General features: G+C 67.9%; 14 protein-coding genes. 1 reads left to right on the forward strand and 13 read right to left on the reverse strand.

What is annotated here, in order from left to right:
* Positions 1–62: 62 nt before the first annotated feature.
* The 13 genes from NX782_RS14325 to NX782_RS14385 form a co-directional block, all read right to left on the reverse strand.
* On the reverse strand, positions 63–1769 hold the full coding sequence (locus NX782_RS14325) for a histidine kinase famiy protein (RefSeq protein ID WP_258846147.1): 1707 nt from the start codon (positions 1767–1769) through the stop codon (positions 63–65).
* 88 nt (positions 1770–1857) lie between these two features.
* Entirely contained in the window at positions 1858–3963 is a 2106-nt protein-coding gene (locus tag NX782_RS14330; RefSeq protein ID WP_258846148.1) for a DUF7024 domain-containing protein, read from the reverse strand.
* On the reverse strand, positions 3960–4373 hold the full coding sequence (locus NX782_RS14335) for a GtrA family protein (protein WP_258846149.1): 414 nt from the start codon (positions 4371–4373) through the stop codon (positions 3960–3962). Before NX782_RS14335 ends, NX782_RS14330 begins: the two co-directional genes overlap by 4 nt.
* Entirely contained in the window at positions 4366–5361 is a 996-nt protein-coding gene (locus NX782_RS14340) for a glycosyltransferase family 2 protein (RefSeq protein ID WP_258846204.1), read from the reverse strand. The genes NX782_RS14335 and NX782_RS14340 overlap by 8 nt, the downstream gene beginning before the upstream one ends.
* A gap of 47 nt (positions 5362–5408) precedes the next feature.
* Complete coding sequence (locus NX782_RS14345) at positions 5409–7337, reverse strand: hypothetical protein (protein WP_258846150.1); 1929 nt, start codon at positions 7335–7337, stop codon at positions 5409–5411.
* A 2-nt stretch (positions 7338–7339) separates the two neighbouring features.
* Entirely contained in the window at positions 7340–8779 is a 1440-nt protein-coding gene (locus NX782_RS14350; RefSeq protein WP_258846151.1) for a UbiA family prenyltransferase, read from the reverse strand.
* Complete coding sequence (locus NX782_RS14355; RefSeq protein WP_258846152.1) at positions 8776–12918, reverse strand: glycosyltransferase; 4143 nt, start codon at positions 12916–12918, stop codon at positions 8776–8778. Before NX782_RS14355 ends, NX782_RS14350 begins: the two co-directional genes overlap by 4 nt.
* Positions 12919–12920: 2 nt before the next feature.
* A complete protein-coding gene (locus NX782_RS14360; protein ID WP_258846153.1) occupies positions 12921–14219 on the reverse strand; it encodes an FkbM family methyltransferase in 1299 nt (432 codons plus the stop codon).
* Entirely contained in the window at positions 14216–15436 is a 1221-nt protein-coding gene (locus NX782_RS14365) for an ABC transporter ATP-binding protein (RefSeq protein WP_258846154.1), read from the reverse strand. The genes NX782_RS14360 and NX782_RS14365 overlap by 4 nt, the downstream gene beginning before the upstream one ends.
* Complete coding sequence (locus NX782_RS14370; RefSeq protein ID WP_308632957.1) at positions 15436–16242, reverse strand: ABC transporter permease; 807 nt, start codon at positions 16240–16242, stop codon at positions 15436–15438. The genes NX782_RS14365 and NX782_RS14370 overlap by 1 nt, the downstream gene beginning before the upstream one ends.
* Before the next feature lie 145 nt (positions 16243–16387).
* Complete coding sequence (locus NX782_RS14375) at positions 16388–17140, reverse strand: Crp/Fnr family transcriptional regulator (RefSeq protein ID WP_258846155.1); 753 nt, start codon at positions 17138–17140, stop codon at positions 16388–16390.
* 15 nt (positions 17141–17155) lie between these two features.
* The gene (locus NX782_RS14380) at positions 17156–18403 is read right to left on the reverse strand and encodes a tetratricopeptide repeat protein (protein ID WP_258846156.1); all 1248 of its coding nucleotides are present in this window, start codon (positions 18401–18403) and stop codon (positions 17156–17158) included.
* On the reverse strand, positions 18400–20319 hold the full coding sequence (locus NX782_RS14385; protein WP_258846157.1) for a CHASE2 domain-containing protein: 1920 nt from the start codon (positions 20317–20319) through the stop codon (positions 18400–18402). Before NX782_RS14385 ends, NX782_RS14380 begins: the two co-directional genes overlap by 4 nt.
* A 194-nt stretch (positions 20320–20513) precedes the next feature.
* Between NX782_RS14385 and NX782_RS14390 the strand changes: the two genes are divergently transcribed.
* On the forward strand, positions 20514–21887 hold the full coding sequence (locus NX782_RS14390) for a FecR family protein (protein WP_258846158.1): 1374 nt from the start codon (positions 20514–20516) through the stop codon (positions 21885–21887).
* Positions 21888–21926: the final 39 nt, after the last annotated feature.

Below are 21926 nucleotides of genomic sequence, written 5' to 3' on the forward strand. Positions count from 1 at the left end.
GCTGTCGCGCCGGACACTGCCCGGCGCGATGCCCCGCCTGCGCGGCGACGACGGTATGCGGGCTAGCCGTTCGGCGCCAGCGCCTTGTTCACCCGCTCCAGCAAATCGTCCTGCCGGTAGGGCTTGGCCAGGATCGTCAAGCCGCCGCTGCGGCCGCCCTGCGGCAGCTCGTCCATGTAGCCGGTCGTGACCAGCACCGGCAGCGCCGGCCGCAGCTCGCGCGCCTGTTTCACCAGGTCCAGGCCATTCATTCCGCCCGGCATGATCACGTCCGTGAACAGCAGGTCGACGCGGGTGTCCCGGCGCAGCAGTTCCATGGCCTGCTCGCCGCTGGCCGCCGAGTGCACCGCATAACCCTCCATCTCCAGCACCTGTTCCGCCAGCTCGCGCACGTCGTCGTTGTCCTCGACCACCAGCACGCAGGTCTTGTCCGCATCGGCGCCGGCTTCGGTCCCGGACGTCTCCCGCTCGCCATCCACGTCGGCATCGCCATGGCCGATGGCGTTGTCGGCGATCGGGAAGATCATGGTGACCTTGGTGCCTTCGCCAGGCTTGCTCTCGATTTCCAGGCGGCCATGCGACTGCTGCACGAAGCCGTGCACCATGGCCAGGCCGAGCCCGGTGCCGGGACCCTTGGTGGTAAAGAAGGGCTCGGTGGCGCGGCGCAGCACCTCCGGCGTCATGCCGGTGCCCTTGTCGATCACGCACAGGGACACATAGGTGCCATGCGGCAGGCCGTGCCGCTTCAGGCGGTCCTCGCCGCGCACGATGGCGGTGGCCACCGTCACCTCGCCGCCCTTGGGCATGGCGTCGCGCGCATTGATCAGCACGTTCAGCAGGGCCATCTCGAGGTGGGTGGGATCGAGCATGCACACCGGCAGGCCCGGACGCAGGTCCAGCCGCAGCTCGACCTTGCTGTCCAGGGTCCGCACCAGCATCTCGGAAAAGTCGAACACCAGGTTGTTGATGTTGATGGCCTTGGGTTCGAGGCGCTGCTTGCGTGCGAAGGTCAGCAACTGCTGGGTGAGCTTGCCGGCGCGCATCGCCGCGCGTTGGGCCCGTTCCAGTTGCTGGCGCGCCAGGTCGGGCTTGTCGAGGCTGATCAGGGCGACTTCGAGGTTGCCGTTGATGACTTGTAACAGGTTGTTGAAGTCGTGCGCCATGCCGGCCGTGAGCTGGCCGATCGCTTCCATCTTCTGCGCCTGCAGCGAAGATTCCTGCGTGGTGCGGCGCTCGGTGATGTCCATCTGCGAAGCGAAGAAGTACAGCAGTTTGCCGTGTTCGTCGAAGATGGGGCCGATGAACAGCGCGTTCCAGAATGGCGTGCCGTCCTTTTTGTAGTTCAGGATGTCGACCGCGACCGCGCGTTCCTCGCTGAGCGCCTTGCGCACTTCTTCCACGGTGCGGCGGTCGGTTTGCTGGCCCTGCAGGAAGCGGCAGTTGCGGCCCATGACTTCCTCGTCGGTGTAACCGGTGAGGTCGAAGAAGGCGCCGTTGGCGAACACGATCGGATCGTCGGGCTGGCGCGGGTCGGTCACGATCATCGGCATGCGCGTCATCTCGACGGCGGCAAAGAAGATGTTGCCGCGGTCTTGCAGACCATCGCGGCTGATGTAAGTGGCTTGCCAGTGCTTGACGCCGGGATTGCCCAGCGGGGTTTCGGCATTGCCTTCGACTTCGCCTTCGGCCGGAACGCCAATGCTCTGCCCACCACCCTGCTCGACGAGCGGTTTTTCCAGCCCTTCTTCCTTGTTGCTCCCGGTCGCCATTACGCATCCTCATCGCCGACGTATCGGAGACGATTCTAGAGCGCAGTGCGGCGCGCCCACTGTTCGCGGACGCACGGAGAGCGCGGCCTCAGTGCTCCGGCGTCGAGACTTCGATTTCCTGCAGCAGGATGCCCAGCTCGCGCGAATCTTGCGAAGGGCCGTAGGCCTGGGGCGAGACCGGGTGCGGCACGTCGATCACGATGTCGCGCTGCTTGCCGTCGGTATCGAGGGCGAGGCCGACTTCTTCCAGCCTGCCGCCCAGGCGGAACTCGCCGCTGCTGTCGCCGATGCGCATGGTGAAGGGCTTCTCGGCATTGTCGCCGAAGGCCCAGCCGCGGATGACCACGTTCACCCGGCGCGGCAGCACCGTGTTCAGGTGCAGCACGACCCGCTTGCTGTCCGACCAGCGGCCGATGGTCTCGGCATGCGACAGGCCTTCGGCACTGGCGATCAGTCCGCTGCCGAAGGCGTTGGCCAGGTGCATGCGGCCCAGCGTGCGGAAGTCGTTGTCGAGGCGAACCAGGGCGTAGTCCTTGGTGGCGGCCAGCGGCTTGACGCCCGGCGGCAGCGGATGCCGGCCGAACACCAGCAGCCATTTGTTGTGGCGCGGCATCTGGTAAGCCGCGACCGGCACATTGTCCGGCAAGTCGAGGATGACGGTGTCCTTGTGGTCGATGTGGAACTGGGCGCGCATCAGGGCGCCGCCGGTGCCGGCCACCGTGATCTGGCCGCGTTCGGCGGCGGGCACGGTGCGGCGGGCAAACTTGCCGGCCAGGTCGGCTTCCTGGTCTTCATGGAATTGCGAGGTGAACAGGCCGTTGCTCACGATGCCGCTCAGCACGAAGAGCGGCGCCGCCACGAACAGGAACAGCCGGGCGGCAGTGCGCACGCCGGCCACCGCCCACAGCAGCAGCACGGCGATGCTCAGGCCCGCCACCGCGCGGCCCCAGCGGCCATCCAGCGCGACCGCGCGCACCTCCGGGCCATCCGACGCGCTGATCCAGTAGGTCGGCAGCTTGACGAAGGCTATCGCCACGACCGCGGCGAGGGCGAGGGCGAGGAACCAGCGCACCAGCTTGCCGATGCCGCGGCCCGGTTCGGCATCGGGGGCGGCCTCGAGTCTGGTCGCGAACTTGGCCTCGAGATGGGCGGCCACCACCATCCACAACAAGGGGAACAGGAAGCTGTAGTAGCGCACGTGCAGGCGCACCGCCTCGTAGTTGTCGGGGGCCGCCAGCGATGCCGTGTAGGCCACCGTCATGCCGGCGGCGGCGCCCAGCATCAGCAGGGCGTAGATATGCAGCGCTGCGGCCGGACCGGCGGCGCGGCGTGGGCTGGGGCGCAGCACGGCTTGCACCAGCAGCGCCAGCGGCAGGCCGAACACGACCGCCAGCACCATCAGGTGGCCGCGGAAGCTGGTGAAGAAGGGCGCCAGCATGGCCCAGCGCGAGCGGGTGCCGGCGACGGTGGCCGCTTCGGCGTAGAAGGGGCCGAACATGCTCAGGCCGGCCTTGCCGGCGAGCAGATAGCCGAGTCCGAACTTGACGCCCAGGACGGCGCAGGCGGCCAGGACCATCGAGGCCAGGCCCTTGCGCAGCCAGGCGCCGCCTTCCATCCAGCGCGCATAGCACAGGTAAAGGCAGAGCGCCGGAATCAGGAACACCGCATGCACCTTCACCTGGCTCATCAGGCCCAGCACGGCGCCCGTCACCAGCGCATGCACGGCCCAGTGCCAGTGGCGGCGGGTCAGCACGATCCAGCTCAGCACCCAGAAACCGAAATAATAGGTGGTTTCCGGCATGAAGTAGGCCGTGAACAGGTTCAGCGGCGCGAGCGTGGCCAAGACCGTGACCACGAAGGCGAGGGCGCGTCCGGCGACCGTGCGTGCGCACAGGTAGACGAAGGGCGCGGCCGCCACGAACAGCAGGGTGTTGCCAACGCGTACGCAATCCAGGAAGCCGGTACCGCAGGCATTGCTCGCCCGGAACAGCCAGAGGTAGAGATAGGAGGGGAGGATGGACTCGCTCAGATCCTGGAGCCGCGACATCTTGCTGTAGTACCACTCGTCGGCGAAGATCGTCGGGTTCAGGCCATGGCTGCGCGCGGTCAGCCAGAAGAACGCGGCGGCCATCAAGGCCAGGAGGGCAAGCCCGGGGAAGAACCGGCGCAGGCCGGAAGCGGTCGTGGTGGTCATCGTTTTTCTGTTGTTGTCGTTTTGGGTGCGCGCTTGCGGAAAATCCAGAATTTGCTCAGCAGGTAGCCATTGGCCGCGATCAGCGGCAGCGACAGAATCTTGCCCGCCAGCGGCATGCCGGCCAGCGCCACCGCCATCGAGACGCAGCCCATGGTCAGCAGGTAGTTCAGGCCGACCACGCACAGGTAGCGCGCGAAGCTGGATGCGCTGGCCGCGGCATCGAAGGTCACGCGGCTGTGGAAGGCATAATTGACCAGCAGGCCGGCCAGGAAGCCGGCGGTGGTGGCGCCGGTGAAATGCGCACCGGCGCGCAGTAGCACCTGCATGACGCCGATGTCGACCAGGGCGCACAACACGCCGCCGGCGATATAGGTGGCGACCTGGCGCGAATGACGGGTCAGACTACGCATGGGGCTTGTGGAACAGGACCTTCTTGTGCAGCGGACGGCGCGGCACCGAGGCGATGTCGTAGGCCAGGAAGGCCAGGATCAGTTGCACGCCCATGATGACCGGCAGCGCCGCCACCATCACGGTGCCGGCCGGCGTGGCCATGCCGTGGCGGCTGGCGTCGATCCAGTGGGTGATGCCGAAGATCGAACCGAACAGCAGCATGGCGATGCCCAGCGGCAGCTCGATCGAGGCCAGCGACATATTGCGCAGGTAATAGTTGTAGAACAGGCGCTTGACGAAGTTGCGCACGTGCTTGGCGGCGAACTCGGTGACGATGCGCGAAATCTTGAGGTTGCTGACCTCGTCGCCATACACCGCGTCCATCGGCACGTCCGCCACCACCGCGCCCAGCGTGTTCAGGCGGAACAGCATGTCGGTTTCGAAAAAGTAGCGGCGGCTGATCTTGTCGAAGGGCAGGAAACGGGCGGCATCGGCGTGGATCGCGGTGTAGCCGTTGGTCGGGTCGAACAGGTCCCAGTAGCCGGACGACAGCTTGGTGAGCAGGGACAGCACCGCATTGCCGAACAGGCGCATCGGCGGCATCGAGCCGATCCGTTCCAGGTTGAAGAAGCGGTTGCCCTTGGTGTAGTCGGCCTCGCCCGCCAGGATGGGCGCAATGAAATGCGGGATCAGGCTGCCGTCCATCTGGCCGTCGCCGTCGACTTTCACGATGACGGCGGCGCCGTCGCGGATGGCGGCGCGGTAGCCGGTCATGACGGCTCCGCCCACGCCCTGGTTCTGCGCGTGCTCGATGACGACCACGCGCGGGTCGCGGCAGTTGTCGCGCACGAAGGCACCCGAGCCGTCGGGACATTTGTCGTCGACGACGTAGATGCGCGCGACCTCCGGACCGATGCCGGCGATCACGCCGAGGATATGGCGCGTGACCTTGTAGCTGGGGATCACGACGGCGACGGCCCCGTGACTGGGATTGGCTGGCGGATTCATCGACACGGATGTTACTCCATGTGCAAGAGCGTTGCTATCGGTCACGGTTACCTTCCTTCGCGCAGTTCGGCCGAGCGCAGGAAAAACGCCAGCGCGCGCGTATCGCCGGATCCCGGGCTGTGCGGCGCCTCGTGCGCCAGTTCGATGACGAGTTCCTTGCCGGCGCTGTTGGCGGGCAGGGCGAAGTGCGGCAGGCGGTCCAGGCTCAGCCAGCCGAGGTCGGTGCCGTTGACCCGGACCCGGGTCCGGTGGTTGCCCTCGAAATACATGCCCTGCAGCGACAGGGTGGCCGCACGGAAGCCGGACGGCGCCGCGATGACCAGCTTCGAGCGCGGCCCGACCGACCACACGCCATCCCAGGCGCCGCCATTGTGTTCGACCTGGCTCCAGCCTTCGGCGAGGGCGATGCCGTTGCCGCTTTCGAACTGCGCGCTGCCGTAGCGCTCGGTGCGGTTGGGGTCGGGCCGGCAGGCGATCGCACCGTCGATGTAGTACCAGTCGCGCGTGCTCTCGACCATGCGGGTATCGGGCGCCAGCACCTTGCCGGCGCCGCACAGCAGTTCGTCGACGTGGGCGCCGCCCGGGTTCACCAGCGCCTTGTGCCATTCGGCCGAGACGTAGATTTTATGCGGCTCGATATAGTCGTCGTTGCGGGCCATGCGTTCGGCGAAGATTTCCGGCTCCGGGTGGTACCAGCGGTTGGCGTGGGCCAGCGCGAACCTGGCCAGCGGCGAGAATTCGACATACGAATAACTGGCCGCATGCAGGGTGGCCGCGCCCTGGGCCAGCAGCAGACCCAGCAGCAGCCCGGCGGGCCAGCGGGTGCTGGCGCGCAGGCGCAGCAGCAGTACCAGCAGCAGCGGCATCGCGGCCCAGAAACCGTAGCGCATCACGCCCTGGGCACCCGAGTTCCAGTTGAGCACGGCCATCGCGGGGAAGATCAGCGCCAGCACGAACAGCAGGCACAGCGCGAACAGGCCGAGTGCGCGCTTCGAAGTCCCCTCGTGCTTCCAGCCCCACAGCGCCAGCGCGGCCAGCACGCCGGGCAGGATCAGGACCATGCCCTGGTTGAGGTCGAAGAAGAAGGAAACCAGACGGGTGGCGCTGATCAGGCCGGGGTCGGAAAACTTCCGGGCGATGATGTTCGGGACGCCGAATTCATAGAGGTTGAACAGCAGCGGCAGCGAAAACAGGACGACGCCCACCGCCAGGCCGAGCACATTGGCGCGGGTCAGCTGGGCTTTCAGGTTGGCCGCCAGGCCGACGCCCGGGCGCCAGTCGAGGTAGAGCTTGAGCAGCGGGGCGAAGCCGAAGAAGAACACGATGGTCGGATTCTGTTGCCCGGCCAGGCCCGCCAGCAGGCCGGCCGCCAGCGGCGCGCCGCTCAGGTAGAACAGCAGGCCGGCCAGCAGGCAGGCCGCGCTGACGCATTCCGGGCTGGTCCAGTTCAGGTACAGCGCACCGCCGCACAGCAGGAACAGCAGCAGGCCCAGCGCCGCGCGCCTGCCTGAGCCGAAAAAGCGCAGCAGCGCCAGGCCGAGCACGAACACGGCCGCATAGTTGACGACCTGGAAGGCCTTGAACGGCGGCACCCCCAGCAGCTCGAACAGTTTATAGGGCAGGACCGCCAGCGCCGGGTAGCCGAAGAAGTGCACCGAATAGACGTCGCCGCCCTTGCCGCGCACAAAGGCGGCATACACGTCCTGCTTGCCGGCCCGCATATCGGTTTCGAGCAGCTGGAACACGCCGGACACCTGCGGCGCCACCTGGTGCGCGCGCGCGATGTCGCTCAGGCGGATGTCCGGGCTGCCGTGGTCGGCGAGGGCCACGGTCTCCAGCGTGTACTCGACCACGTCGCCGAAAAAATACGGCCGGGTCAGGACCAGCAGCGCGAACAGGGCGCCGAACAGGGCCAGCGCAAAGCGCCAGCCGCTGCGGGATCGAATGGGCAGGAGGGTGTCGATGTCGTTCTTCATGCTTACCAGGCCGCCGCCACGGCGAACAGTGTGCACAGGGCCAGGACGGCCAGGCTGGTCTTGTCCTTGCTGACGTATAGCACCGGGTCTTCGTTGACCTCGCCGCGGAAGGACAGGGTCCACAGGCGTCCCAGCCAGAATACCAGCAGCGGCAGAATGCCGAGCAGCCAGGTCGGCTGCCGGTACAGCATCAGCACGTTTTCGGAATTAAAGTAGAGCATCACCACCATCACGGCGATGAAGGCCGCGTTCACGCCCATGATGCCGATCGGGGTACGGTCGGCCGTGGTATAGCCGCGGCCGCGCGTCTTTTCCTTGCCCGCTTTCTGCAGATTGGTCAGCTCGCTGTGGCGCTTGAGCAGTGCCAGGCTCAGGAAGATGAAGAAGGAAAACGCCAGCAGCCAGAACGAGGGCACGATGCCGGTGGCGGCGCTGCCGCCCAGCACGCGCAGGGTGTACAGGATGGCCAGGGTGACGATGTCGACCATCAGCAGGCGCTTCAGGTGCAGGGAGTACGCCACCGTGGTCACGAAGTACACGCCGACGGCAACCAGCAGCAGCGGGTCGAACCAGGCGCACAGCGCCAGCGCCGCGCCCGCCAGCACGGGACTGGCGGCCAGGGCCAGGCCGAGCGGCAGCGCGCCGCTGGCGATCGGGCGCCGGTGCTTGACCGGATGCAGGCGGTCATCCTGGGCGTCGAGCGCATCGTTCAGCAGGTAGGCGCTGGACGCGCACAGCGAGAATGCCACGAAGGCCAGCAGCGAGGCGACGAAGGCGTCCGCATCCAGACGGTGGCCGGCCAGCATCGGCAGGAACACCAGCAGGTTCTTCAGCCACTGGCGCGGCCGCATGGCCTTCAGCAGTGCGCTGGCCAGGCCCGTGCGGCGGGTGCCGAGGAAGCGGGTCTCGCGCCCGTCCGCCAGGCGGAACGGGGTGTGCGTGACCGACCAGGCGTGGCGGCTGCCCAGCCACACCGGCAAATCGGCGCGCGAATTGCCGACGTAGTCGTAGCCGCCCTTGCCGTACAGTTTTTCCAGGTGCGCGGCCTTGTTGTGCGAGGTCAGGTTGATGCCGTCGCCGGTGGCGATCACGCTGTCGAACAGGCCCAGGTGGGCGGCAACCTGCTCGGCCAGGCGGCGCTGGGCGCCGGTGGCCAGCACGATGCTGCGGCCGCGCTCGCGCTCCTGCTGGATGAAGGCCAGCAGCGCGCGGTCATAGGGCAGGGCTTCCGGATCGAGCTCGACGCCGGCGGCCACGCTTTCCTTGAAGCCGGCCTTGCCGCGCGCCAGCCACAGCGGCAGGCGCCAGGCCCCAGGCAGGTCGTGCTTGAGGTTCAGCACCAGCGTTTCCCACAGCAGGTCGGACAGGATCAGCGTGCCGTCGAGATCGATGACGAGCGGGACCGCGCGCGCATCGCTGCGGGTGCCGGGTTCGGAGGTCATGGGATCGTGCATTCGGTACTCGCGACTGGGGTCGGGGAAGCGTTCATGGTGGGCGCATGCCGTGGTGGGAACAGGATGTCCATCAATTCGGCGGCATTGTCGGCCCAGGTGCGCGAGGCAATGCCGGTCGAGGCCGGTGCCTGGCCGGCGGCGTCCAGGCGCAGCCAGTCCTGGATGGCCGCGGCCAGGGCCGCGCCGCTGTCGCCGCTGAAGTAATGGGCGTGCTCGCCGGCGACTTCATGGAACACCGGCAGGTCGCGCACCAGCAGCGGCACGCCATGGCGCGCGGCCTCGATCAGCGGCAGGCCGAAGCCTTCGCCTTCGCTGGCGACCAGCAGGCAGGTCGAGGCGGCGTAGATGCGGTCCAGGTACTCGTCGCTGGCGCCGTGCAGCACGAACAGGCGGCGGTTCAGTTCCGGGTGCTCGCGCAGGCGCGCCATCAGGGCCGGAATGCTGCGGCGCTCCTTGTCCGGCAGGGCTTTCCAGCCTTCGCCGCCGACGATCGCCAGGCGCACGTCCAGGCCCTGGGCCCACAGCCGCTCGAAGGCGTCGAGTGCCTGCGCGTGGCCCTTGCGCGGTTCGATGGTGCCGACCATGGCGAAGGTCGGCATGGCGGCAATCCCGGCCAGCACGGCATCGGCATCCGGCGGCAGGCCGGTGCTCGGCTGGGAGGCGTCGATGTCGGCGCCGTGGTGCAGCACCGCGAAGCGCGGCAGCGCGCCGGCCGCCGTTCTGGTTGATAACCAGGTCCGGGTCTCGTCGGCCACGGCGGCGCTGATGCAAACCAGGCAGTCGGCTTCGCGGCCGACGGTGCGCAGGAAGTCGCCGAACACTTTCTCGACGCGCGGCGGGAAGAAGTCCGGGCGCAGCACCGGCAGGATGTCGTGCACCATGAAGCAGATGCGCACGCCGGTCTCGCGCCAGCGCGCGTACAGTCCGGTCCGCGCCGCCTCGTTGACCGCGCCCGGGAACAGATCGGGGCAGTAGAACACGTCGTCCTCGGCCACTTCGACCTCGTCGTCGACCACACCGTAGCTGTCGGTGCCGCCCAGTTCGTGCAGGTAGCGGCGCGCGTAGCGGTAGTGCCAGCGCCCGCCTTCGTCGCTGAGGTAGACCGGCAGCACCAGGCGCTGCCGGTTCTGCAGCTTGAGCAGCGCAAGCAGCTGGGCCCGCACCACGCGCTGGATGCCGGTCTTGAGGTCTTCGCGGACCAGCGCCGAGATGTCGACCAGCAGCTGGCGCGCGACCTGGCCGGCGTCCACGCTGGCGTGGTGGCGGTCGTGGATCACGGCTTCCATCAACTGCTGCGCGCTCTGGCGCCAGGTCAGCCAGGGCATGCTCTTCGATGGCGGCGCCGTGCCGGCAGCGTGCAGCGCCAGCCAGGCTTCGATGGCGGCGGCCAGGTCTTCCGGCTCGCGGCCCTCGAAATAGAAGGCGTGCTCGCCGGCGACTTCGCGGAATACCGGAATGCCGCGCGCGATGACCGGCAAGCCCTTCTGGGCCGCCTCGATCAGCGGCAGGCCGAAGCCTTCGCCTTCGGAAGCGGCCAGCAGCGCCGAGCTGTGCTCGTACAACTGCAGCAGCATCTCGTCGGACACGCCGTTGAACCAGAACAGCTGCTTGTCGCGCTGCGGGTGCGATGCCAGGCGCTCGGCCAGCGCATCGACCAGCCAGCCGTTCTTGCCGACGATGACGAGATTGAGCGCCACGCCCTTGGCCCACAGCAGCTCGCAGGCGGCCAGCGCCTGGGCCTGGCCCTTGCGCGGCTCCAGGGTGCCGACCATCAGCAGCGTCGGTGCGTGTTTGAGTGCCTGCAGGGTCTGCGCGGCGTTGTCGGGCAAGCCGCTGCTCGGCGCGCTGGCGTCAATGTCGGCGCCGAGGTGGAAGTGGGACAGCTTGAGCGGCGCCAGGCGGCGGTTCGGACGCTGCGCCAGCCAGCCGGCCAGCTCGTCCGCCACCGCGCGCGAGATCGTCACGATGCCGTCCGCCACCAGCGCGATGCTGTCGATGAAGTCGCCGTAATATTTCTGCGAGCCGAAGGGGAAGCAGTCCGGCCGCAGCAGCGGCAGCAGGTCGTACACCGTGAACCAGATCTTGACGCCCCTGCTGCGCAAGGCCATCAGTTGCGGCTGGTTCTGGGTGGTGAGGTTGGCGGCCAGGTCCAGGCCCAGGAACACGTCGCCGCTGCGCGCTTCGATCGGCGCGTCCTCGAGCGTCAGCGGCGGCACGTCCAGCATGCCGCAGGTGAAGCGGCGCGCGTAGCGGTAGCAGTGGTTGCCGCCTTCGCTGTACACCGGCTCGACCCGGTAGCCGGGCGGCGGTTCCTTGATCAGTGCCAGCACGATGCTGCGCACCACGCGCTGGATGCCGGTCTTGTAGTCGGACTGGACCAGCGCCGAGATGTCGACCAGCAGTTGGCGCGGCGCGTTCGGCAGCGCATTCGCGGCCAGCACGGCGGCGGTGTCGACCAGCGCCGCCTCGTCGCGCGGACGCGGGGTGCCGGGCGCGCTCAGTTGCGCGATCAACTGGCGCCGCTGCGCCGGTGCGCTGTCGCGGGCAAAGGCTTCGATCGCCTCGATGTAGAGTGCGCCGACGGTGGCCGGCGCATGGTGCCGGGCGACGTGGGCGCGGCCGGCCTGGGCCAGCGCGGCGCGGCGCGCCGGCTCGGCGTGCAGCGAAGTCAGCGCGGCCGTGAGTTCGGCATCGCCGAATTCGTCGGGCAGCATGCACAGGGTGTCGGGCGGCAGGTCGGCCGCGGCGCCATGGGCGTTGACGATGGCCGGCAGGCCGTGCATCAGGCAGTCGAGCACCGAGGCCGAGGTCTCGCCGCGGGTCTGGGCGCGCAACTGCACGCCGCAATCGCTGGCGGCCAGCCAGTCCTGGTAGGCGCCGGCGTCGACGAAGCCGGTGATGCGGATGCGCGCGGCGGCGGCGCTGGCGCCGATCTTGCGCTGCAACTCGATGCCGTAGGGGCCGGCGTCGTTGGCGCCGACGAACACCAGGCGGCAGCGCGGGTCGGCGGCCAGCGGCGAGGCCAAAAAGGCGCCCAGCAGGCGGTGGTTCAGCTTGGTGGCGCCCAGCATGCCGAAGCTGCTGACGACATAGTCGCCGTCTCTGATGCCGAGGCGTTCGCGCGCGGCGCGCCGTGCCGCCGCCGGGTCGGCATCCGGCGCAACCTGGCCGCGCAACAGCGGGATGGTGCGCCAGCCGTCGGCACTGCCGGGGCCGTACCATTGCTCGGCCAGGCGGCGCGAAAAGTCGCTGTGGACGATCACGCCGGCGGCCCGGTCCAGCACCTCCTTGTTGCAGGGGTACTGCCAGATCGTCGGGTTGCGCCCCTGCTCGCGGTGCTCGCGCAGGCCGGTATAGCCGTGCGATGCGTACAGCGCTCCCAGGTACGCTTCCGGCACGTCGCCGTCGCGCTCCATGTTGTCGAGCACGCCGCTGAGGAAGAAGTCGTGCAGCACCACGGTGCCGGGATGGCGGCGCAGCAGCGCGAACATGTGCTTGTGCACGTTCGAATTGCCGAAGTGGTAGAGCACCCGGTCGTAGGAGGCGCCGTGGCGCATGAAGTAATCGACGTCGCGCTGGGCGAAGCGCGCCAGCTGCGCCTCCGGCGTGGCGCCCGGCGTCAGCACCAGCTCGACCTGGTAATGGCGTTCCAGTTCGGGCAGCAGTTCGGCGCTGTAGTCGGCGATGCCCGAATGCTCGGGCGGCAGCGGCGACACCAGCGCCAGCGTCGGCTTGGCGCCGGCAGGCGGCTGAACGGCGCTACGAGCGGGCGGGCGCATGGTCTCGAGCGCGCGCCAGAGGGCGGCGGCGTCCTGGCCGCTTGCGCGCAGGGCGGTGGCGCTGTTCACGTCCAGGATGCGGTCGGGGCCGAGCGAGGCCAAGAAGCCGGCGCGCAGCGTGGCCGCGGCATGGCGGCCCCAGGCATCGTCGGCGGTGGGCAGGGTATAGACGTGGAGGCGTTCGGGCGGCAGCAGGCCGTCCAGCGCATGGCGCAGCCGGTCGGCGTCGCCGGGGTGGCCGGGGTAGCCGCTGCTGACGGCCACGTGCACGGTATGGGAGCCGGGGGCGCGCAGCAGGGTTTCGGTCAATGCCAGCAGCGTGGGGTGGTAATCGATAATCAGGCGCATGGTCATTCCTGGTGCGGGGCGTAGGCGCGGCGCAGTTGGTCGAGCGCTTCGCGCGCCGATTGCGGCAGTTCGCGCAGGGCAGATGGTACGTCGCTGGCCGGCGCGGCATCGGCGAGGCTGCGCTTGGCGGCCACCAGCGTGCGCGACACCAGGGCTTGCAGGCGCGGCGAGCGCAGCACCAGCGGCAGGATGGTCCGCCGTACCGCTTCGCGCGAGGTCAGCCAGCGCAGGCCGCGGCGGGCCGCGCCCTTGGCCTTGCGGCGGGCGAGGTTGGCCATGCTGTCCGGGCCGCGGCGCATGACGAAGCGCATCGGCGCGGTGATGCGCCACGAGGTGCTGTTCAGGGTCGCGACCAGGCGCTGCTCGAGGTCGCGTGCCCACAGCGTGACCCGCTCGCCCTCGGCATGGGCCTGCGCCAGTGCGGCTTGCAGGCGCGGGATCTCGGCCAGCTCGACGTGCAGGCGGGCGATCTCGTTCAGCGCGTCCTGCTTTTCCAATTCCAGCGCGCCGGCGAACTGGATCATGTCGTGCAGTTCGGCGCGCGCGGTGTCGAGCTGCTGGTCGCGCTCCTGCAGTGCGCGGCCGACGGCGGCGTTGGCGATCCAGGCGCGGTCCAGGTGCCAGGAGATGTATTCGTCGAACACGTTCGGCTGGATGCCGAAGTGCGCCATCAGTTCCGGATGTTCGTCCGCCACGTAGTAGCGGTTCAGGCCGTCGAACCAGGCGTAGCGGTAGCGCTGGCCGGTGACCAGCGCCTCCCAGGCTTCATGGTTGGTCTCGCGGCTGTTCGGCAGGGTCGCTTCGATCACCAGCACCCACGGACGCCAGCGTTCGAAATCCATGCCGCGCAAGACCTCGGCCTCGAAGCCTTCGACGTCGATCTTGAGGAAGTGGATCTCGCCGCGCACGTGCTCCGCGCAGATCGCCGACAGGGGCCGCACCGGCACCGCCAGTTCGGCCACCGTATGGCCCTCGGCGCGGTGCATCTCGGCCACCGCCGCCTCGGGCGAAGCCCAGCCGCGCACGGCCGGCACGTCGTACAGCGTCAGGCTGCCCTCAAGGCTGCCGGCGGCCAGCGCCAGGTTGATGTCGCGCGGGCGCTGTTCCTGGAAGGCCTCGATGTGGGCGGGCAGGGGCTCGATGTTGATGCCGTGCCAGCCGCTGTCGTAGAAGGCCTTGGTGACCGAGTGCTCGACCGGGTCGCTGGCGCCGACGTCGATGTAGAAACCGTCCTGCACGTGGCCGAGGGCGCGCCACAGCAGCACGTCTTCGTTGTTCTGGGCGTAGGAAATGAATCTCATGGGCGATGAATCTCTATGGCGGGGTCGAGCCAGGCCGAACCCTCGAAATGCGGCCTGCGCATGTTCATGACCGTGAACACCAGCGCCAGGTCGCGCCATTCGTAATTGTTGACGAGGTGGGTCTCGGTGCTGACGATCGCGGTGGCGACGGAATAGGTGCCGGGCCCGAGGTTCATCGGGAAGCGGAAGCGGTAGGTCACCTCTTCGCCGGCCTCGACGCTTTCGAGCGGCAGCTCCTTCAGATGGGTGTTGGTGCCGTACATGGGCTGGCCCAGGCGGTCCTTGATCATGTAGCCCAGCACCATGCGCGGAATATGCGCCTTCGCGGCCACCTTCACCTCGAGGGTCACCTCGCTGCCGACGTCGACCACTTCCACGCGCTGGCCGGCTTCATCGAGCAGGGCGATATCGGCCACTGTCGCTTCGCCGGTGCCGGACACGGTCTGCATTCTGCCCTCGGGCGTCGCGTTCAGGCGCACGGTGGCATTCTCGCGCTCGGCGATCAGGGCGTTGTAGTAATCCATGATCTCTTCCGGCAGGCCTTCCCTGGCCAGGCGGCCGCCGTCGAGCAGCAGGGCGCGGTCGCACAGCGACTGGATCGCCTGCTTGTCGTGCGAGACCAGCAGCAGCGTGGTGCCGTGGCGGCGGAAGCTGCGGATGCGGTCGAAGCTCTTGTGCTGGAAGTAGGCGTCGCCCACCGACAGCGCTTCGTCGACGATCAGGATGTCCGGGCGGCGCGCGGTGGCGACGCTGAACGCGACCCGCATCTGCATGCCGCTCGAGTACACGCGCACCGGCTGGTCCATGTAGTCGCCGATCTCGGCAAAGGCTTCGATCTGCGGCATCAGTTGCTGGATTTCCTCGACCGTCATGCCGAGCAGCTGGCCCGCCATGAACACGTTCTGGCGCCCCGTGAAGTCGGGGTGGAAGCCCATGCCGAGTTCCAGCAGGGCCGCCACGCGGCCCTCCATGTGCACGCCGCCGGCGGTCGGCTGGGTGGTGCCGGTGATCAGCTTGAGCAGCGTGCTTTTGCCGGCGCCGTTAATGCCGATCAGGCCCACGGCTTCGCCCGGCTGCACCGTGAAGCTGATGTCGCGCAGCACCCATTTCAGCGTGTGGCGCGGGCCGCCGGGCAGCACCCATTCGGCCAGACGCGACCAGCGGGTCGGGTACTGGCGGTAGGCCTTGCCCAGGTTCGATACGACGATGCGGCCCATTAGAGTTCGTCCACCATCTCGCCGGCGCGGCGGCGGAACAGGCGCAGCCCCAGCACGCACAGCAGCAGGGCCAGCACCAGCACCGGCAACAAGGACATCCAGTCCGGCGCCACGCCCTTCACCAGCACCTGCTGGTAAGCCTCGACCAGGCGCGCCATCGGATTCCAGCCGAGCATTTCGCGCACCTCGGGCGGCAGGATCGTGACCGGATAGACTACCGGCGTGAGCCAGAACCAGAATTGCATGGCGATCGTCACGAACTGGCCGACGTCGCGGAAGAAGACGTTGAGCACACCGGCGATCATGCCGATGCCCAGCGCCAGCAGCAGCTGGATCGCCAGCACCGGGATCACGGCGAAGAAGACCGCGCCGGGAAAACTGCCGGAGGCCAGCAGGAACAGGGTGAACAGGCCGAAGATGATGCCGAAGTTGACCAGCGCATTGAGCACCACGATCAGCGGCAGGCAGATGCGCGGAAAGCTGATCTTCTTGATCAGGTTGGCCTGCTCGATGAACATGCTCTGGGCGCGCGCGATGATCTCGGCAAACAGGCCCCAGGTCAGCACGCCGGCGCACAGGTAGATGCTGTAGGCGAAGCGCGCGTCGGCGGCCGCGCCGGGCAGCTTGCTGTGCATGACTTCGGCAAAGATCACGGTGTACACCACGATCATCGCCAGCGGCGACAGCAGCGACCACAGCGCGCCCAGCATCGCGTTCATGTACTTCGCCTGGAATTCGCGCTTGACGCTGCCGAACACGAAGCCGCGATAGGCCCACAGGCCGCGCAGCATGAGCGGCGCAATCATGATGCGCAGGGCACGGAAAGGTGCGTGAGGTGTTTCTTCATAGAGTGGCAAGGCCGTTCGAGCGCAAAATTATACTCTACGGTACTGCCACACAATTGATAGAGATGTAAGCAAATTTGGCATGTTTGTCATGCCACAAGCTTGGTTAACCGCCTTGAACCAGCTTCTGCAAGCCTTGCGGATCGAGAATCACCAAACGGTTCGCCTCCTTCTGCACGATCCCCAGCTGAACCAGGGTCAGCAGCGCGCGGGTGACGGTCTCGCGGCTGGTGTTGATCATGTTGGCGATGTCCTGGTGGGTCGGCAGGTTTTCGACCACCGGATGAAAGCCGCCGCCTTCCGGCTTCTTTTGCAGCAGCGACAGATAGGTATAGATGCGACGCGCCGTGTTGTTAATGCTGAGCAGGGCGCGGAATTCGGAATCGCGCTGGATCTTTTGCGCCAGGTGCTTGAGCATCTGCTTGGCGACGCTGGGCGAATGCGAAAACAAATGCAGCGCGGTGGCCGCCGGCAGGAAGGCCACCAGCACGTCGCTGGTCGCGACCACGGAGGCCGAGCGGGTCGATTCGTTGATCAGGGCGATCTCGCCGAAGAAGTCGCCCGGCGCCAGCATGCGCAGGCCGACCGCGCGGCCATCCTCGGTGATGTCGATGACCTGCAGCTGGCCCGACAGCAGGAACAGCAGGGCATCGCCGCTGCCGCCCTTGTGCAGCACGACTTCGCGCTTGTTGTAGTGGCGGATGCGGATTTCGGCGTTCACGCGCCGCATGTCGTCCTCGCTCAGGGCGGCGAACAGCGGGATCTTGCGCAGGTTGATCTGGATGTGCGCCTGCAGCGCTTCCTCGGCCGACGAGTCGTTGGCGGAGGCGGCGGCGTGGAGCTTGCTCACAGAGGTCATCGATGGGTTCCTACTTCAGGGCAGCTGCCATTGCCAGCTCAGCTGCAAAACCCGGTCATTGTACTGAAAGATCGGTATGTTTTCCTTATTTTGAACGGCCCGCGCCTCGAGTTGTAGCGTTTGTCCCTTGACAAGCTGATAAGAGAGCGCGGCCCGTGCCACCGTGGTGCGCTGCGCGCGCACGGCCGGAATCAGGAGTTCCGGGGCGTAGGGCAGGGCGCTGTCCCAGCTCTGGCGTGTCCAGGCGGCTTCCGCCGTGAAGTTGGCCGGCAGCGCGCGCCGCAGCAGCAGGCTGGCGTAGTTGCCATGGCGGTTGCCGCCCGGGCGCCCGGCGCGCGCATGCTCGTTCAGCAGCGCGGCGTTGGCGCTGGCAAAGAGCGGGCCGTCGCGCCAGGTCAGCACGGCGCGGCCTTCCAGCGTGAGGGCGTTGAAGTTGGTGAGCGTCGGGTAGTCGTACCAGGAGGCGCCCGCCACCAGATTGAGCTGGGTGTTGGCCGGCAGCGGGATCGCCGGCGCCACGCGCGCCTGCAGCTGGCCCTGGCGCTGGTACAGACGGCGGCCCAGCGTCACCGCGCCCAGGTTGAGGCTGGTCCTGACCGTCGTGCGCAACACGCGCCAGGGCAGCTCGATGCCGCCGAACATGGCCGCCGTGTCGTACTGGCGCAGGCTGTCGTTGCGGCGCCACTGCGATTGCAGGTAGGCGATGCTGCCGTTGGGTGTCAGCTCGCGCATGTGCTCCAGGCCGAGCACGCTGTACTGGTCGTGGCGCGGCAGGAAGTCCGGCAGCAGCGGCAGCTCGACCGGCACGCCGGCGTCGACCACCAGCGAGGACACGCTGGCGCCCTGGTTGACGTTCTGGTCGATGCCGCGGCCCACGGTGAGGGTCGTGGTGCTGGCCGGCTTCCAGGGCCGGCAGCCGGCTTCACGGGTCTCGGCGATCAGGATCATCATGTCCGGCTTGAGCTGGACGCGCGTCTCGAGCATCGCAAACAGGCGTTCGGCTTCGTCGGCATTGCCCAGCCCGCACTGGGTCAGCGCCAGGTCGAGCAGGGCGCCGGCCTGCTGCGGGTTGGCCACCAGGCGCCGCAGCAGTTCTGAGGCGTCGGTGCGGCGGCCTTCCGCCAGCGCTTCCATGGCTTCCTGGTAGATTTGTGCCTCCGCGGCTTCCCTGGCGCCGTCGGCCTGCGCTTGCGCGGCCGGCGCGGCGAGCAGGGCTGCAAACAGGGCCACCCACAGGCCCGCGAGCTCGATGCGCTTGCTCACGCGGAAGTCCCCGTGATGGCGCTGCCGGGAATCGGATTGGCTGGCGTGCTGCCCGCTTGGTTCATGCTGTCCTGAAGAGTGAATACGGTCGTGAGTTGTTCCTTGCCGCGCAGGCGCCGTTCGCCCAGCTGCAGAAAACGGTGTTCGCGTGCGCGGGCGACGGTGCCGGGACCGACGATGACATCGTGCGGATAGTCGCGCGCGGCCTGTTCCAGGCGCGAGGCGGTGTTGACGCTGTCGCCGACCGCCGTGTAGATGCTGCGGAAACTGGTGCCGAAATCGCCGGCCATGGCCAGGCCGCTTTCGATGCCGATGCGCACCCGCAGCGGCGGGTAGCCGGCGCGCTCGCGCATGGCGCTGTAGGCGCCGACCCGTTCGAGGATCGCGCGCGCGGCGTCCAGCGCCAGGTCGGCATGGCGTTCGAGCGGCAGCGGCGCACCGAAGAAGGCCACCAGGCCGTCGCCGGTGTACTTGTCGAGCGTGCCCTGGCGCTCGATCACCGGGCCGGTCAGGCAGTCCAGGAAGTCGCGCGTGAGGCGCGCCGCCTCCTCGACCGGCAGGGCTTCGACCTGGGCGGTGTAGCCTTCCATGTCGGCGATCAGGGTGGTGACCTCGAGCTGGCGCGGCTGCAAGGGATCTTCGAGGTCGCTGCGCAGCAGTTCCGCCACCACCGCCGGGGCCACGTACTGGCGCAGGGTGCTGAGCAGGTGGCGCGAGCGGCGCTGGGTCAGCTGCCACTGGTAGGGAATCGCCACCGCCAGCAGCAGCAGATTGCTGGCGTAGGGCGCGACGGCATTGAAATCCGGGTCATGGCTGCAGGCCAGCCAGGCCAGGCCGGTCCAGGCGATCGAGCTGACGCCGAGCAGCGCGACGCTGGCCAGGGCCGACAGGCGCGGAAAAGCCAGCGGCACTAGCAGCGCGGTCAGCACCGCCCAGCCCAGGGCCAGCCAGGCGCCGGGCCAGCGCGCGGGAGCGCCGCCAGCCTGGCGGTCGAGCAGGGTCGACAGCATTGCCGCGTGCACGCCGAGGCCGGGACGGCTGGCCGCCAGCGGCGTCGCCACGCGGTCGCCCATGCCGAGCGAGGAGGAGCCGACCAGCACCAGGCGGCCGCGCACGCCGGCCGGATCGATCGCCTGGTCGAGGATATCGGCGGCGGAGACCACGGTGTAGGCGTTCCAGTCGCGCGCGAAACCGACCCGCGCCAAGCCGGTGTCGTCGAGTTCCAGCTGTTGTTTTCCTGTACAGCAGTTGATCAGCGCCAGCGCCAGGGTTGGGTAGGCGCGGCCCTGGTAGCGGCTGATCATCGGCACGCGGCGCAAGGTGCCGTCCGGATCGGGAATGAAACCGATCGCGCCGATGTGCGGCGCCTGTGCCAGGGCCGCGTAGTTGGCGATATAGCCGGTGGCCTCGACGCCGCCCGCATAGCCTGCGACGGCACCGCCCAGCACGCCGTCGCGCACCGGCGCCGGACGCGCACCCGCCAGGTCGAAGTCGAAGGCCTGGGCCGGTACCACCGGGCCGTACCGGGCCAGCAGGGCCAGGCGCGTATCGCCGGCTGTGCCGGTTTCTTTGGGCAGCAGGATATCGAGCCCGACACCGCGCGCTCCATAGTGCGACAGCAGGATCTCGACCATGTCGGCCAGGCGTTCGCGCGGCCAGGGCCATGGCCCCAGCCGGGCCAGACTGGCTTCGTCGATGTCGACCACCAGCACGCGCGGCTCGGCGGCGCTGCTGACCTGCACGCGCAGGAAAGCGTCGCGCAGCCATTCATTGGCAACGAAGGACAGGTGGTTCGGCGGCAACCATTGGAGTCCGGCCGTCAGCAACACCGCCAGCACGGCGATCAGCCAGCGGGCCAGGGCGGCACGGTAGGCGACGTGCGGCGCAGCAGCGGATTTTTGGAGGGGAACTGCCACGCAGGATAACCGGCCGATGAGTATTGAAATGAAAGAAAAATTATAACTCTGAAAACTTTCTTGTGTGCATTAAACAACATCGCCGCGGACGATTTAAGGACAAGCGCACTCAAGCGTTCAATTATAATTGTGATCGCCGTCACATCCAATCGCACGGCATCGCCGCTAAGCTCGCCTGTAGAGAGAGGACCACTATGTTGCGTTACCTGCTAGCCACGACCTTTATCGCAGCTGCTTGCGCCGGACCATCCGCCAGCGCGGCCGATGCTGGACGCATCATTTTCGCCGCGGGCAAGGCCAGCGTGGGCGAACAGCCGGCTGTGGAAGGCGCCACGGTGCAGGAAGGCCAGCTGCTGGCCACCGGCAGCGACGGCTACATCTATATAAAGACGGCAGACAACGGCCTGTTCATCCTGCGTCCGGGCAGCCAGGCGCGTATCGCGACCTACCGCATCGACAAGGCCGATCCGGCCAACACCCAGGTCAAGTTCGAACTCCTGAGCGGCGTGGCGCGCAGCAAGTCGGGCGACGCCGTCAAACAGGCGCGCCAGAATTTCCGCTTCAATACGCCGGTCGCCGCGATCGGCGTGCGCGGCACCGACTTCACGGTGTTCACCGATGACCACACTTCGCGCGTGGCGGTGCTGACTGGCGCCGTGGTGGTGAGCGGCTTTGCCGGCGGCTGCAGCCCGGATGGCGTCGGCCCCTGCCAGGGCGCGGCCAGCCGCGAACTCTCGGCGGCGCAGCGCGGCCAGCTGCTGCAGGTGACGCGCGGCCAGGCGGCGCCCCAATTGCTGAGCGGCAGCCCGCTGTCGCCCGACCTGGTGTCGCCGCCACGCAACGACGAGCCGGTCGCCAGGACCGATGGCAGCGCCACCGCCACGCCGAGCCTGGAAATCAAGAAGGTCGAGGCGCTGGCGACGACCGCCGAGCCGCCGCCGCCCAAGCCGCCGACCACGCTGCCGCCGCCGACCGTGCCGGCACCCGAGGTGCCGGTGGTGCCGGAGCCGCCGCCGGTGGCGCAGCTGCCGACTACGCCGCCGCAGCCTGCCAGCGGCCTGATATGGGGCCGTTGGGTGCAGTCCGATGCCTATTATCCGAAAGTCTATCTGACCCAGGCAATGGAAAACGCCAGCGTGATCGCGCAGAACGGCGATTACGTGGTGCTGCGCACGCGAGGCGCGGAATTCGTCGCGCCGACCGACGGCAGCATCGGCTTCTCTCTGCGCGACAGCGAGGCCGTTGTTTATACCAACTTCGGCTATGGCGTCCGGATGATCGCGCCGGCCACGCTGGCCAATGGCGCCCTGAACGTGGATTTCGGCAGCCGGAGCTTCACGACCAAATTTGACGTGCTTACTGGCAATGAATCGCTTCCCTTCCGTGCCAGCGGCACGGTCGCTAACGATGGCATGCTGTTCGGCGACCAGGCATTCGAGCGGCCTGGTTACCTGAACGTGAAGGGTTCGTTGAGCAACGAGAACGGCGGCAGCGCCTCGTATGTTTTCGACGGCAGGATCGATACTTTACGCACCGTCAACGGTGCAACTTATTGGCTCAAGCGTTGACTGGAAGTTGGTAACAGGAAAGCCCCGGTGTGCCGGGGT

Source organism: Massilia norwichensis (assembly GCF_024753245.1).
Lineage (GTDB): Bacteria > Pseudomonadota > Gammaproteobacteria > Burkholderiales > Burkholderiaceae_D > Telluria > Telluria norwichensis.